The organism is Paraburkholderia suaedae (assembly GCF_040812055.1).
Taxonomy (GTDB): domain Bacteria; phylum Pseudomonadota; class Gammaproteobacteria; order Burkholderiales; family Burkholderiaceae; genus Paraburkholderia.
Window position 1 is genome coordinate 211,073 of record NZ_JBFOAH010000008.1, and the last position, 13,215, is coordinate 224,287.

General features: G+C 63.8%; 12 protein-coding genes. 9 read left to right on the forward strand and 3 right to left on the reverse strand.

Annotation, left to right across the window (positions count from 1 at the left end; genetic code table 11):
* The first annotated feature begins 74 nt into the window (after positions 1-74).
* A complete protein-coding gene (locus ABQJ48_RS14310; protein ID WP_367838662.1) occupies positions 75-947 on the forward strand; it encodes a dienelactone hydrolase family protein in 873 nt (290 codons plus the stop codon).
* A 106-nt stretch (positions 948-1,053) separates the two neighbouring features.
* Here the strand turns inward: ABQJ48_RS14310 and ABQJ48_RS14315 are convergent, their stop codons facing one another.
* Entirely contained in the window at positions 1,054-1,923 is an 870-nt protein-coding gene (locus tag ABQJ48_RS14315) for a sulfurtransferase (RefSeq protein ID WP_367838663.1), read from the reverse strand.
* A gap of 174 nt (positions 1,924-2,097) precedes the next feature.
* Positions 2,098-3,204, reverse strand: coding sequence for an aromatic ring-hydroxylating oxygenase subunit alpha (locus ABQJ48_RS14320; RefSeq protein WP_367838664.1), 1,107 nt, complete (start codon positions 3,202-3,204; stop codon positions 2,098-2,100).
* Between the two features lie 285 nt (positions 3,205-3,489).
* Here ABQJ48_RS14320 and ABQJ48_RS14325 point away from each other — a divergent pair, with 285 nt between their 5' ends.
* From ABQJ48_RS14325 to folE2, 4 genes are all read left to right on the forward strand, one after another.
* Complete coding sequence (locus ABQJ48_RS14325; protein ID WP_367838665.1) at positions 3,490-3,798, forward strand: exodeoxyribonuclease VII small subunit; 309 nt, start codon at positions 3,490-3,492, stop codon at positions 3,796-3,798.
* A complete protein-coding gene (locus ABQJ48_RS14330) occupies positions 3,795-4,676 on the forward strand; it encodes a polyprenyl synthetase family protein (protein WP_367838666.1) in 882 nt (293 codons plus the stop codon). Before ABQJ48_RS14325 ends, ABQJ48_RS14330 begins: the two co-directional genes overlap by 4 nt.
* Before the next feature lie 86 nt (positions 4,677-4,762).
* Positions 4,763-6,670, forward strand: a complete 1,908-nt coding sequence (dxs, locus tag ABQJ48_RS14335) for a 1-deoxy-D-xylulose-5-phosphate synthase (RefSeq protein ID WP_367838667.1) — start codon at positions 4,763-4,765, stop codon at positions 6,668-6,670.
* 269 nt (positions 6,671-6,939) lie between these two features.
* Positions 6,940-7,746 carry a GTP cyclohydrolase FolE2 gene (gene folE2 / locus ABQJ48_RS14340; RefSeq protein WP_367838668.1) on the forward strand — a complete coding sequence of 269 codons (807 nt, stop codon included), beginning with the start codon at positions 6,940-6,942 and terminating at the stop codon, positions 7,744-7,746.
* A gap of 131 nt (positions 7,747-7,877) precedes the next feature.
* Here the strand turns inward: folE2 and tsaD are convergent, their stop codons facing one another.
* The gene (gene tsaD / locus ABQJ48_RS14345) at positions 7,878-8,906 is read right to left on the reverse strand and encodes a tRNA (adenosine(37)-N6)-threonylcarbamoyltransferase complex transferase subunit TsaD (RefSeq protein WP_367838669.1); all 1,029 of its coding nucleotides are present in this window, start codon (positions 8,904-8,906) and stop codon (positions 7,878-7,880) included.
* Between the two features lie 121 nt (positions 8,907-9,027).
* Here tsaD and ABQJ48_RS14350 point away from each other — a divergent pair, with 121 nt between their 5' ends.
* The 4 genes from ABQJ48_RS14350 (at position 9,028) to dnaG (ending at position 13,139) form a co-directional block, all read left to right on the forward strand.
* Positions 9,028-10,263 carry a BaiN/RdsA family NAD(P)/FAD-dependent oxidoreductase gene (locus ABQJ48_RS14350; RefSeq protein ID WP_367838670.1) on the forward strand — a complete coding sequence of 412 codons (1,236 nt, stop codon included), beginning with the start codon at positions 9,028-9,030 and terminating at the stop codon, positions 10,261-10,263.
* 49 nt (positions 10,264-10,312) lie between these two features.
* Entirely contained in the window at positions 10,313-10,525 is a 213-nt protein-coding gene (rpsU, locus tag ABQJ48_RS14355; RefSeq protein ID WP_027195291.1) for a 30S ribosomal protein S21, read from the forward strand.
* Between the two features lie 222 nt (positions 10,526-10,747).
* Positions 10,748-11,194 (forward strand): GatB/YqeY domain-containing protein, encoded by a 447-nt coding sequence (locus ABQJ48_RS14360; protein WP_367838671.1) that lies wholly within the window; start codon positions 10,748-10,750, stop codon positions 11,192-11,194.
* A gap of 79 nt (positions 11,195-11,273) precedes the next feature.
* On the forward strand, positions 11,274-13,139 hold the full coding sequence (dnaG, locus tag ABQJ48_RS14365; RefSeq protein ID WP_367838672.1) for a DNA primase: 1,866 nt from the start codon (positions 11,274-11,276) through the stop codon (positions 13,137-13,139).
* Positions 13,140-13,215: the final 76 nt, after the last annotated feature.

Here is a 13,215-nt window from a genome sequence, read left to right on the forward strand (position 1 = left end):
GCAACGGTTGAATCTGCAACAGGATACGGGCCGGGCGTATCCTGTTGCTTCTGTCATTCAACCGAGGAGCACGCATGCTTAAACCTGAAATCGATAGCCTCGTCCCCCACGTACCCTTCGATCGGCGCACCTTCCTCAAGGCGGCACTCGGCTCCGGTTTCGCGGCGGCCGTGCTGCCGGTTTCGGCGCAAACCATCCATACCGACAGTGACGGTCTCGAAGCCGGCGAAGTGGCCGTGCGTTCGGGCGGCACGCTGGTGCCCGCGTATCGTGCGCAGCCCAAGGGCAAGACGCATTTGCCGGTGATCGTCGTGATCCATGAGGCATTCGGCGTGCATGAGCATATCGCCGACGTATGCCGCCGCTTTGCGAAGCTCGGCTATCTGGCGATTGCGCCGGATCTGTTTGTCCGCGAAGGCGATCCGATGGTGTATCCGACCATCCAGCAACTCAGCACGCAGATCCTCGACAAGGTGCCTGACGCGCAGGCGCTGGCCGATCTCGACGCGACCGTCGCATGGGCGGGCGACAATGGCGGCGATCTGAACCGGCTCGGGGTGAACGGTTTCTGTTGGGGCGGCCGCATCGCCTGGCTGTATGCGGAGCATAACCCGCGGCTGAAGGCGGTGGTCGCATGGTACGGGCGCGTGGGCGGAGACCATACCGCGACCACGCCGGCCAATCCGCTCGACCTGGTTGGCGATCTGCATGCGCCGGTTCTGGGGCTCTACGGCTTGCAGGATCAGAGCATCCCGCAAGCCTCGCTCGAGCAGATGAAGCAGGCCATCGCGCAAGGTCCACAGGCGGGGCGCGGCTCGCAGTTCGTCGTGTATGACGATGCGGGCCACGCGTTTTTCGCGGATTACCGGCCGAGCTACAAGAAGACCGATGCCGAAGATGGCTGGCGCCGGACGCTAGTGTGGTTCAAGCAGCATGGGGTGGCTTGACGGGGCTAGCCTGACGCATTCGGCTGGCTGTGACGATGCGCGATAGGCCGTCGCCGGTCATGGGCGGCGACGGCCTTTTGCTTGGCGCTTGCGGTGAGACTCCCGCTTAAGGATTCGGCCCCGTCGCAACCGGCCGCTTCGGATCCGAACTCCATTCGCTCCATGAGCCCGCATACAATGCCGCGCCATGCAGGCCTGCCACCTCCATCGCCAGCGCGTTCACACACGCTGTCACGCCGGAGCCGCATTGCAGAACGACATGCTCCGGCGGGGTGTCGCCGAGCAGCGCATGGAACTCCTCGCGCAGCGTGTGAGCGGGCTTGAAGCGTTGGTCGGTAGTGAGGTTGTCCTTGAAGAAGCGGTTGAGCGCGCCCGGAATGTGGCCGCCGACGCGATCGAGCGTCTCGTTCTCGCCGCGATAGCGGTCGGCCGCGCGCGCGTCGATCACCACGCGCTCCTTCGAGCCCAGATTGCGCTCCACGGTCTGCGCGTCTACCGTGACGGAGAGCGGCGCTCCGGCCGAGAAGTCGCCGGTGTTCTGGGCCGGCACGTCTTGCGTCAACGGCAGACCGGCGGCTTGCCAGGCGGGCAGGCCGCCGTCGAGCAGCGCCACCGCATCGTGTCCGAGCCAGCGCAGCAGCCACCACGCGCGAGCGGCGTACATGCCGCCTTGTGCGTCATAAGCGACCACTTGCTGGCCTTGCTTCAGCCCGCGCGACACCAGCGTCTCGACGAGCCGCGCACGATCCGGCAGCGGATGCCGGCCATTTGTGCCGCTTTTCGGGCCGGACAGATCACGATCCAGATGCAGGTAATGCGCGCCAGGCAAATGCTCGCTCAGGTAGGCTTTCTCGCCCGCTTCGGGGTCGGCCAGATCGAACCGGCAATCGATCACGAATACGCTGCCGGGCGCGGCGGCGAGCCGTTCGGCGAGGTTGGTCGCGGAGATCAGGGTGGTGTAGTGAGTGTGGGGCATGGCGTCTCCTCGATACGGGCGATGGCGGCTCCGTTGGCGCGTTCGGCAACGGGCAACGGATGGCCGGGCTACCTTGTTAGTCTAAACAAAAAAGACAGGCCGAAGCCTGTCTTTCCATGTGCCGATGCTGCTTGCGAGAGCCGGAGCGCAGTGGTCCCGGCCGCCCGAGCGCGCTCAGATTTCGCCGAGTTCGCGCCGCAAAAACTCGTGGAAGTGCTGCATGCCGTCTTCCATCGGGCTCTGGTACGGGCCCACCTGCGATTCACCGCGGTCCATCAGCGCACGGCGGCCCGCGTCCATGCGCTCGGCGATCTCGTCGTCTTCGCGAGCCGTTTCCATATAGGCGGCGCGCTCGGCTTCGACAAAGTCCCGTTCGAACAGCGCGATTTCCTCGGGGTAATAGAACTCGACAACATTGGTGGTTTTCTGCGGGCCGCGGGGAATCAGCCACGACACCACCAGCACATGCGGATACCACTCGATCATGATGCCGGGGTAGTACACCATCCACATCGCGCCGAACTCGGGCGGATTGCCTTCGCGAAAACGCAGCACCTCGCGGTGCCACTTCCGGTAGGTCGGGCTGCCCGGCTGCTCCAGGCCCCTATGCACGCCAACTGTCTGGACGCTGTACCACTCGCCGAACTCCCAGGTCAGGTCGTCGCAATTGACGAAGCTGCCGAGGCCTGGATGGAATGGCGCGACGTGGTAATCCTCGAGATAGACCTCGATGAAGGTCTTCCAGTTGTAGTTGCACTCGTGCACTTCGACGTGATCGAACATGAAGCCCGAAAAATCGAAGTGTTGTTTGGTGCCAAGCCGTGCCAGATCGCGTGCGACGTCGCGCCCGCTGGCTTCGAACAGCAGACCTTGCCAGTTCTGCAGCGACGTGGCGCCCAGATTCAGGCAGGGGTTGTCCGCAAAATGCGGTGCGCCGAGCAACTGGCCATTCAGGTCGTACGTCCAGCGATGCAGCGGGCAGACGATATTCTCTGCGTGGCCCCGGCCGTTGAGCATGATGGCTTGCCGGTGGCGGCACACGTTCGACAGCAGTTCGACTTGCGAGCGCTGGTTACGGACGAGCACGCGCCCCTCGCTTTCGCTCGGCAACGCAAAGTAATCCCCCGCTTCGGGCACCATGAGTTCGTGGCCGACGTAACGAGGACCTTTCTTGAAAAGGGTTTCGATTTCGCGCGTTAGAAGCGCTTGGTCAAAGTAAGCCGTGACTGGCAGCTGGCTGTGGATAGACCGCAACTGCAATGCATTGCTCAGATTGGACATTCCCACTCCCGTTAAGACGTGAAAGCAGTGAACAACCCAACCATCGAAGATTCGATTTAGGGAGCCCGCGATTATACCCGTTTCCCCTTTCCCGGGGCGCTTAAGTACCTGATTCGGGTCAAAAATCCCAGGAAAGTTCGGGGTTTTTGCCGCAGACCGATCGTTTTTTTTCTGCGAGACTTTGGGGCGGCGCGCGATGCGCGTGTGCGTGGCAGGCCGGCGAGCGGATCGGAAATGTCGCTTTTGCCGTAGAATGTTCGACTTGTTTTAATTTTGCGACTATTCATGGCGAAAACTGCGTCGAAGGATCTTGCTGCCGCGCCAGCCGAAGGCGTCGATACGGCTCAGCTGCCGGAGACTTACGAAGCCGCGCAGGCGGAACTCGAAGAACTGGTGGCGCGCATGGAAGGCGGCAGTCTCAGCCTCGAGGAGTCGCTCGCCGCGTACCGGCGCGGCGCAGCTCTGGTGGCGTTTTGCCAGCAGCAGCTCGAAAAGGTCGAGCAGCAGGTCCGCGTGCTCGACGGCGAGACGCTCAAGCCGCTGCCCATGAATATTGCAGGTACAGCCGTTGCGGAGAGCGGGGACGACCTATGACATTCGAACAATGGACGCGCGGGGTGCTCGAACGCGTCGAAACGGCGCTGGAACACTACCTGCCGAGCGTGACCACCGAGCCCGCCAGACTGCATGAGGCCATGCGCTATGCGGTGCTGGGCGGCGGCAAGCGGGTTCGGCCATTGCTGTGCCATGCCGCGGGCGAATTGACCGGCGCGCGCGCCGAATCCCTCGACGCGGCAGCGGCGGCGCTGGAAATGATCCACGTGTACTCGCTCGTGCACGACGACATGCCATGCATGGACGACGACGCATTGCGCCGCGGCAAGCCCACGGTGCATGTGCAGTACGACGAGGCCACGGCGCTGCTGGTCGGCGACGCGCTGCAGTCGCAGGCTTTCGTCGCGCTGACTTCGGAGGCGCTGGGGGCGTCGCAGCAGGCTTCGCTCGTGCGGGAGCTGGCGCTCGCGAGCGGCTCGATCGGCATGTGCGGCGGGCAGGCCATCGATCTTGCAAGCGTCGGTCACACTCTGACGCGCGGCCAACTCGAAACCATGCACCGGATGAAAACCGGCGCATTGCTACGCGCCGCGGTGCGCATGGGTGCGTTGGCGGGCGTCGCGCCGGATGCGGACGCGATGCGTTCGCTCGACGCGTATGCGAGCGCTGTCGGTCTCGCCTTTCAGGTCGTCGACGACATTCTCGACGTCACGACCGACTCCGCCACGCTCGGCAAGACCGCGGGTAAGGACGCGAAGGACGGCAAGCCTACCTATGTGTCGATCATCGGGCTCGACGCGTCGCGCGCGCTCGCGGCCCAGTTGCGCAGCGACGCGCACGCCGCACTGGCGACGTTCGGCGCGCGCGCGCAGCGTCTTGCCGAATTGGCCGACCTGGTGGTGAACCGGGTCAGCTGAACGCGAAAGCCCGCCGCCGCGCACCTTCAGGCCCGGGGTGCATGTATGAAGTGCGGGCGCGCAAGTTTTCCTACCATGGAACGACGATGTACGACTTGCTGAAAACCATCGACGACCCGGCCGCCTTGCGCCGCCTCGATCGCCGCCAATTACAACCGCTTGCCGACGAGTTGCGTGCCTTCGTGCTCGAAAGCGTATCGCAGACGGGCGGCCATCTTTCGTCCAACCTCGGCACGGTCGAGTTGACCATTGCTCTGCACTATGTGTTCGACACGCCGCATGACCGGATCGTCTGGGATGTCGGCCATCAAACTTATCCGCATAAGATCCTGACGGGCCGCCGCGACCAGATGCACACCCTGCGTCAACTGGGTGGCATCTCCGGCTTCCCGAAGCGCGACGAGTCCGAATACGACACGTTCGGCACCGCGCACTCCAGCACGTCGATTTCCGCCGCGCTCGGCATGGCGATCGCGAGCAAGCTGCAGGGCGAGAACCGCATGGGCATCGCCGTGATCGGCGACGGCGCCATGACCGCCGGCATGGCCTTCGAGGCGATGAACAACGCCGGCGTCGAAGACGACGTGCCGCTGCTGGTCATCCTGAACGACAACGACATGTCGATTTCGCCGCCGGTCGGCGCGCTCAATCGCCATCTGGCGCGTCTGATGTCGGGGCGGTTTTATGCCGCCGCGCGCGCAGGTGTGGAACGCGTGCTGCGCGTCGCGCCGCCTATGCTCGATCTGGCGCGCAAGCTCGAAGAGCACGCGAAGGGCATGATCGTGCCGGCAACGTTGTTCGAAGAGTTCGGCTTCAACTACATCGGCCCGATCGACGGTCACGATCTGGATTCGCTGATCCCGACGCTGCAGAACATCAAGGAGCTGCGCGGTCCGCAGTTCCTGCACGTGGTGACGAAGAAAGGCCAGGGCTACAAGCTCGCCGAAGCCGATCCGGTGCTGTACCACGGCCCCGGCAAGTTCAATCCGGCCGAAGGCATCAAGCCGGCCGCCACGCCGTCGAAGAAGACCTATACGCAGGTATTCGGCGAATGGCTGTGCGATGCGGCGGAACTGGACTCACGCGTGATCGGCATCACGCCGGCCATGCGGGAAGGCTCGGGCATGGTCGAGTTCGAAAAGCGCTTCCCGGACCGTTACTTCGACGTCGGCATTGCCGAGCAGCATGCGGTGACGTTTGCCGGCGGCATGGCTGCCGACGGCATGAAGCCGGTGGTGGCGATCTACTCGACCTTTCTGCAACGCGCGTACGATCAACTGATCCACGACATCGCGCTACAAAATCTGCCGGTGGTGTTCGCGATCGACCGCGCGGGCCTGGTCGGCGCGGACGGCGCAACGCACGCGGGCGCTTACGACCTCGCGTTCATGCGCTCCATCCCGAATATGACGGTGATGGCCCCTTCCGACGAAAACGAATGCCGGCAGATGCTGTACACCGCGCTGCAGCAGTCGAATCCGACGGCGGTGCGTTATCCGCGCGGCGCCGGCGCGGGCGTCGCAACCGTCAAGCAGATGGCCGCGTTGCCGATCGGCAAGGGCGAACTGCGTCGCGAATCGTCGCAGCCCGTGGGTAAGCGCATTGCGATCCTCGCGTTCGGCACGATGGTCGCGCCGTCGCTGGCGGCGGCCGAGCAACTGGACGCCACGGTTGCCAACATGCGCTTCGTGAAGCCGCTGGACGCCGCGCTGGTCCGTCAGCTCGCGGAGACGCATGACGCGATCGTCACGGTCGAAGAAGGCTGTGTGATGGGTGGCGCGGGCTCGGCCTGCGTCGAAGCGCTACTCGAAAGCGGGACCCTGCGACCCGTGCTGCAACTGGGCCTGCCGGACCGGTTCATCGATCATGGCGACCCGGCCAAGCTGCTCGCCGCGTGCGGTCTCGACGCCATCGGCATCCTGAAGTCGATTCGCGAGCGCTTTGAGGCGAATGGCGTGGTCGGCGGTCAGTCGTCGGTAAAGCGGGTCGCTTAAGGCTTCGCCATCCGTGTTGCCGCCGCGGTGCGGTGGCGGCCGCCCGCGCCATCCCCAACTGAAGTGATAGACCTTGGGGCCTGTCTTCGAACGCGGGCAGGGGCCGGCGTTCGCCGTTGCGTGCGCTGATCCGCACGGCCGCCGCCGGGCGCTTCGCGAACCTGTCAGTGGCGATGGACCCTGAACGGCTACGCCTCGCTCCCCAGCGGGGGCTCCGCTGGAAGCGGAGAACCTGGGACAGCCCGGCGTTTTCTTGAAAGGACAAAAAGATGAATCAGATGAATCCCGCCTTTGTGATGCCCGACGTGCAAAGCACGCCCGACATGCGCCAGATCCCGATCCAGCGGGTCGGCGTCAAGGGCGTGCGTCATCCGTTGATCGTGCGCACGCAAAGCGGCGACGCCCAGCCGACGGTCGGCACGTGGAATCTCGATGTGCATTTGCCGGCTGGGCAGAAGGGCACGCATATGTCGCGTTTCGTCGCGCTGCTCGAAGAGAACAAGGTGCCGCTCGAACCTGCCGCGTTCCGCACCATGCTCGCCGCGATGCTCGAAAGGCTCGAAGCCGAGGCGGGGCGCATCGAAGTATCGTTCCCGTATTTCGTGAACAAGACCGCGCCGGTCTCGGGCGTGCAAAGCCTGCTCGACTACGAGGTCACGTTGACGGGCGACACCCGCAATGGCGCGACGAGCCTGTTCCTGAAAGTGCTGGTGCCGGTCACCAGTCTGTGCCCATGCTCCAAGAAAATCTCGCAGTACGGCGCGCATAACCAGCGTTCGCACGTCACGATCAGCGCCGAGCTGGCCGACGAAGTGGCGGTCGAGGAACTGATTCAGATCGCCGAGCAAGAAGCGTCGTGCGAGCTGTGGGGTTTGCTCAAGCGCCCGGACGAAAAGTTTGTCACCGAGCGCGCGTATGAAAATCCGAAGTTCGTCGAAGACCTCGTGCGCGACGTCGCACAGCGTCTGAATGCCGACGAGCGGATCGTTGCGTATGTGCTCGAAGCCGAGAACTTTGAGTCGATTCACAATCACAGCGCGTATGCGGTGATTGAGCGGGATAAGCGCGCCGGTTGATAGGCGTGTTCGTTGCCCATGGGGTTACGGGCGTCGAGGAAAAAGCCGCTTTGCCCTGCCGGTCGGACACCCGTTTTACGATTTCGAAGTGCAGTTCGCAAAGTGGCTTTTTATGGCTTCGAAACTACCGTTCAGCGCGCGAGAGAAGTCAGATCCCAGCGCGGCTTTACCGTGAAAGCGTAGTCCTTGCCCGATTGCTCGGGCCAACGCTGCAATCTCAACGCGCCGGCCAGCGCGATCATCGCGCCGTTGTCGGTGCAAAGCGACAAGTCCGGGTAGTGCACATAGAAATTGCGCTTCTTCGCGGCGGCGGATAGCGCGTCGCGCAACTGCCGGTTCGCGCCTACCCCGCCGGCGACGACCAGCCGGTTAAGCCTGGTTCGCTTGAGCGCCGCCAGCGATTTCGCCGCCAGAACGTCCACCGCGGCGTCGACGAATCCGCGCGCCAGATCGGCTTTCGCCTGCTCGCAGATATTGGCGCCGCCGAGTTTTTTCGCGTGTGTGAGGACGGCGGTCTTCAGGCCGCTGAAGCTGAAATCGAGGTCGCCGGAATGCAGCATCGGGCGGGGCAGCACCACCGCGCCGGGCGTGCCGAACTCCGCCATCCGCGACACTTCGGGGCCACCCGGATAACCGAGGCCGAGCAGCTTGGCGGTTTTGTCGAATGCTTCGCCGGCGGCGTCGTCTAGCGTTTCACCCAGCGTTTCGTAGACGCCGACGTCGGTCACTCGCATCAGTTGCGTATGACCGCCGGACACCAGAAGTGCGACGAACGGAAACGGCGGCGGCTCATCCACCAGCAGCGGCGACAGCAGATGCCCTTCCAGGTGATGGATGCCGATGGTGGGCTTGTCCCATGCCATTGCCAGCGAATTGGCGACACTTGCGCCGACCAGCAGCGCGCCCGCGAGCCCTGGTCCTTGCGTGTAGGCGATTGCATCGACGTCGCGGCGCCCGGCGCCGGCACGCTCCATCACCTCTTCGAGCAGCGGCAGCGCACGGCGGATGTGATCGCGCGACGCCAGTTCCGGCACGACGCCGCCGTACTCCCGATGCATCGCGATTTGCGAATGCAGCGCGTGCGCGAGCAGCCCGCGCTTGGTGTCGTAGAGAGCGAGGCCGGTTTCGTCGCAGGAGCTTTCGATGCCGAGTACGAGCATGAGGGTAAATATGTGCGGACGCGCGAATAACACTCCGTTCGGCGCCCCGAATGTAAAGGCCAGCCTGAAAGTATAGCAGTGCGGGCATCGTGTCACGGGCGCGCGGGTACAATGCGGCCGCATGGAATCCTTCGATATCGCGGTGATCGGCGCAGGCGCGGCCGGCATGATGTGCGCGGCGGTGGCCGGGCAACTCGGCCGTCGCGTGGTGCTGATCGACCACTCGCAGCGCCTTGCGGAAAAGATCCGCATTTCCGGCGGCGGCCGGTGCAACTTCACCAATCTGTATGCCGGGCCGGCCAACTACCTGTCGGCAAACCCCCATTTTTGCCGCTCTGCGCTCGCGCGCTACACGCCGCGCGACTTCATGGCACTGCTCAAGCGCCACCGTGTGACCTGGCACGAGAAGCACAAGGGGCAGCTGTTCTGCGACCAGTCGAGCGATGCGGTCATCAACGTGCTGAAACACGAGTGCGACGCCGGCCGAGTGACATGGCGCACGCCGCTGTCGGTGGAGGCGGTGCGTCAGGACACGCACGGCCGCTTCACACTGGACACGCTGTCCGGCTCGATCAGCGCCCCCGCGCTCGTCATCGCGACGGGCGGACTGTCGGTTCCGAAGATCGGCGCTACGGATTTCGCCTACCGTCTTGCCAGGCAGTTCGGCCACAAGCTGATCGACACCCGCCCCGCGCTTGTGCCGCTGACTTTCGCGCCGGCCGACTGGGCGCCGTTCGCGGCGCTCTCCGGCGCGTCGCTCCCGGTGCAACTGGCCACAGGCAGCAAAAAAACCGGCGCCGAATTCAACGAGGATCTGCTGCTCACGCACCGTGGCCTGTCGGGTCCGGGCGTTCTGCAGATCTCGAGCTACTGGCAACCCGGCGAGCCGATTCACATCAACCTGCTGCCGGAGCGCGAGGCGACGGCCGCGCTGCTGGAAGCGAAGCGCACCACCAAGCGCCAGATCGCCAATCTGCTGTCCGAATGGGTGCCGCAACGACTCGCCCATGTCTGGCTGGAGACTCACCAGATTCCCGCCGAAGCCCGCGTGGCAGATCTGCCGGACAAGACACTGCGCCGCGTCGGCGAGGCGCTGTCGCGCTGGACGCTGACGCCGAACGGCACCGAAGGCTATCGCAAGGCGGAAGTGACGCGCGGCGGCGTGGATACACGCGAGCTGTCCTCGACCACGATGATGAGCGCGCGTGCGCCGGGGCTCTACTTCATTGGCGAAGCGGTCGACGTAACCGGTTGGCTCGGCGGCTACAATTTCCAGTGGGCGTGGGCCTCCGGCGTGGCCGCTGGCCAGGCGGCCGCGGAGTACGTGCGGGGGGTTGACGGCGCAGTGGCTTTGTGAGAAAGCTCTGATATACTCCTGAACCTTTACAAAGTTCCGTTATTGAAAAATGACGACCATCCGCGTAAAAGACAACGAGCCGTTTGAAGTCGCCATGCGCCGTTTCAAGCGCACCATGGAGAAAACGGGCCTGCTGACCGAACTGCGCGCTCGCGAGTTTTACGAAAAGCCTACGGCCGAGCGCAAGCGCAAGAAGGCCGCTGCGGTGAAGCGTCATTTCAAGCGTCTGCGTGGCCAGATGCTGCCAAAAAAGCTCTACTGATTCTGGCGTTGCCGCGGTTCCGGTCGGCCGGAGCGGCGACATCCCACCAGTGACGGCACGCCAGCTGCCATCACGGAAAACACGGCCCCTCGGGCCAGCCGGCAGGGTCGCACCACTACGCACATTGCGCCAACCCGCTTGAGGAAGCAGTCCCAAGCGGGTATTCGTGTTGACGCTGTCGACCCGGCCGCTTTTTCAACTTTCAACGCATTCAGGTGAGTGATGAGTCTCAAAGACCGGGTCAACGACGATATGAAAGCTGCGATGCGGGCGCGCGAGACCGAGCGTCTCGGCACGATCCGCCTGTTGCTTGCCGCCATCAAACAACGCGAAGTCGACGAGCGCGTGACGCTCGACGACACCGCGATCATCGCGGTCGTCGACAAGATGATCAAGCAGCGCAAGGACTCGATCAGCCAGTTCGAAGCCGCCGGCCGCACGGATCTTGCCGACAAGGAGAAGGCGGAGCTGGCCATCCTGTCCGCGTATATGCCCGAGCAGATGTCAGAAGCGGAGATCGTTGCCGAGGTTCAGGCCGCGGTCGCGCAAACCGGCGCGGCGGGTCCGCAGGACATGGGCAAGGTGATGGGTGTCCTCAAGCCCAGGCTCGCAGGCCGCGCCGATATGACCGCTGTGTCGGCGCAAGTCAAAGCCGCGCTCGCGAAGTGATTTCCGTATTGCCCGGCCCGCGCGCGCCGTCGCTCGATAGCGCGCGCACCGTCGAGCTTTTCAGGTAGCGTCATTTACTGTGATTCCACCGTCATTTCTGCAGGATCTGCTGAACCGCGTCGATATCGTCGACGTGGTCGGCCGGTATGTGCAGCTGAAAAAGGGCGGCGCGAACTTCATGGGGCTGTGCCCGTTTCACAACGAGAAGAGCCCTTCGTTCACGGTTAGTCCGACTAAACAGTTCTATCACTGCTTCGGTTGCGGCGCGCATGGGACCGCCATCGGATTTCTGATGGAGCACGTCGGGTCGTCGTTTCCGGAGGCGGTCAACGAACTGGCGCAATCGGTGGGCTTGACTGTGCCCAACGAGCCGTCGCCGGGATACGGCGGCGCTTCCGGCGGCTATGCGCCGCCGGCGTCCAAAGCCGTCACCACGGCGCTTTCCGATGTGATGCAGACCGCTTGCGACTTTTACCGCAAGCAATTGCGCGGCGCACCGGTGGCGATCCAGTATCTGAAGAAACGCGGCTTGACCGGCGAGATCGCGGCCCGTTTCGGGTTGGGTTATGCCCCGGACGGCTGGCAGAACCTCGAAGCGGCCTTTCCGAATTATCGCGACGATGCGCTGGTCGAGTCGGGTCTCGTGATCGTCAGCGAAAAGTCCGATGCGCAGGGGGAGAACCGCCGCTATGACCGCTTTCGCGAGCGGATCATGTTCCCGATCCGCAACGTGAAGGGGCAGGTGATCGGCTTCGGCGGCCGGGTGCTGGACGGCGGCGAACCCAAATATTTGAATTCGCCCGAAACGCCTCTATTTAACAAAGGCAGCGAGCTGTACGGTCTCTTTGAAGCGCGTCTGGCGATTCGCGAACAGCGCTATGTGCTGGTGGTCGAAGGCTATATGGACGTTGTCGCGCTGGCCCAATTGGGGTTCCAGAACGCGGTCGCGACGCTCGGCACCGCTTGCACGCCGGTTCATGTCCACAAGCTGATGCGCCAGACCGACACCGTCGTTTTCAGCTTCGACGGTGACTCGGCTGGCCGGCGCGCCGCGCGCCGCGCGCTCGACGCGTGTTTGCCGCACGCGGCGGACAACCGGACGATCCGCTTCCTGTTTTTGCCGCCCGAGCACGACCCCGACAGCTACGTGCGCGAGTTCGGAACCGAGGCGTTCGCCGGGCAGGTGGAACGGGCGATGCCGCTGTCGCAGTTCATGCTCAACGAGGTGCTGACCGGCAAGGAGCTGGACCAGCCGGAAGGCAAGGCCCGCGCGCTGTTCGACGCGAAGCCGCTGTTGCAGGCGCTGCCGGCCAATGCGCTGCGCGCGCAGATCATGCATATGTTCGCCGACCGGCTCGATGTGCCGTTCGAAGAAGTCGCCGCGCTCTGTGAGGTCGATTCGCGCATCGCGGCCGCCGCGCGTCGCGCGCCGGCCCGCAAAGACCGGCGCAGTGTGACGGGGATCGAAGAAAAAACTTTGCGCAATCTTGTGATGTATCCCCGCACGGTGGCGGTGCTCGATGAGGACGCCGAGCGGGCGCTGCTGAGCGTGACGCGCCACGGCGAGTTGTTCGAAGAAGTGACGACGCATGCGCGCGCCCTGGGCGATTCGGCGGAGTTTCAGTTGCTTTCCGACCTCTTGCGAAACGGAGCAAACGCCCCAACTTTCGAGGAAATCTTTCGCAAAATTCTGGACTATGATGAAAATGTCCGGGATTTGCTGCTGAAAGACCCGGCGGACGCGGCCGTCATCGAGGAGCGGCGCGAGCAGGAACGGATCGTCGGCGAGGAACTGAAGGCTGCGATTCTGAAGATGCGGTACGACGCTTATTGCGACCGGCTCGAGCAGCTTTCGCGGCAATCCCGGCACACGCCGGAAGAGTTTGCGGAGCTTTCGGAGTTGAATCGGAAACGGGCTGACATGAAGCGTCAGCTAGGTCTGTAACGGAAAGGCTAGAAGCCTGGGTGGTACAATAAAAGGTTCTTAGCGATTTGTTTTTTAAGGGTTTTCCTAGCAAAGG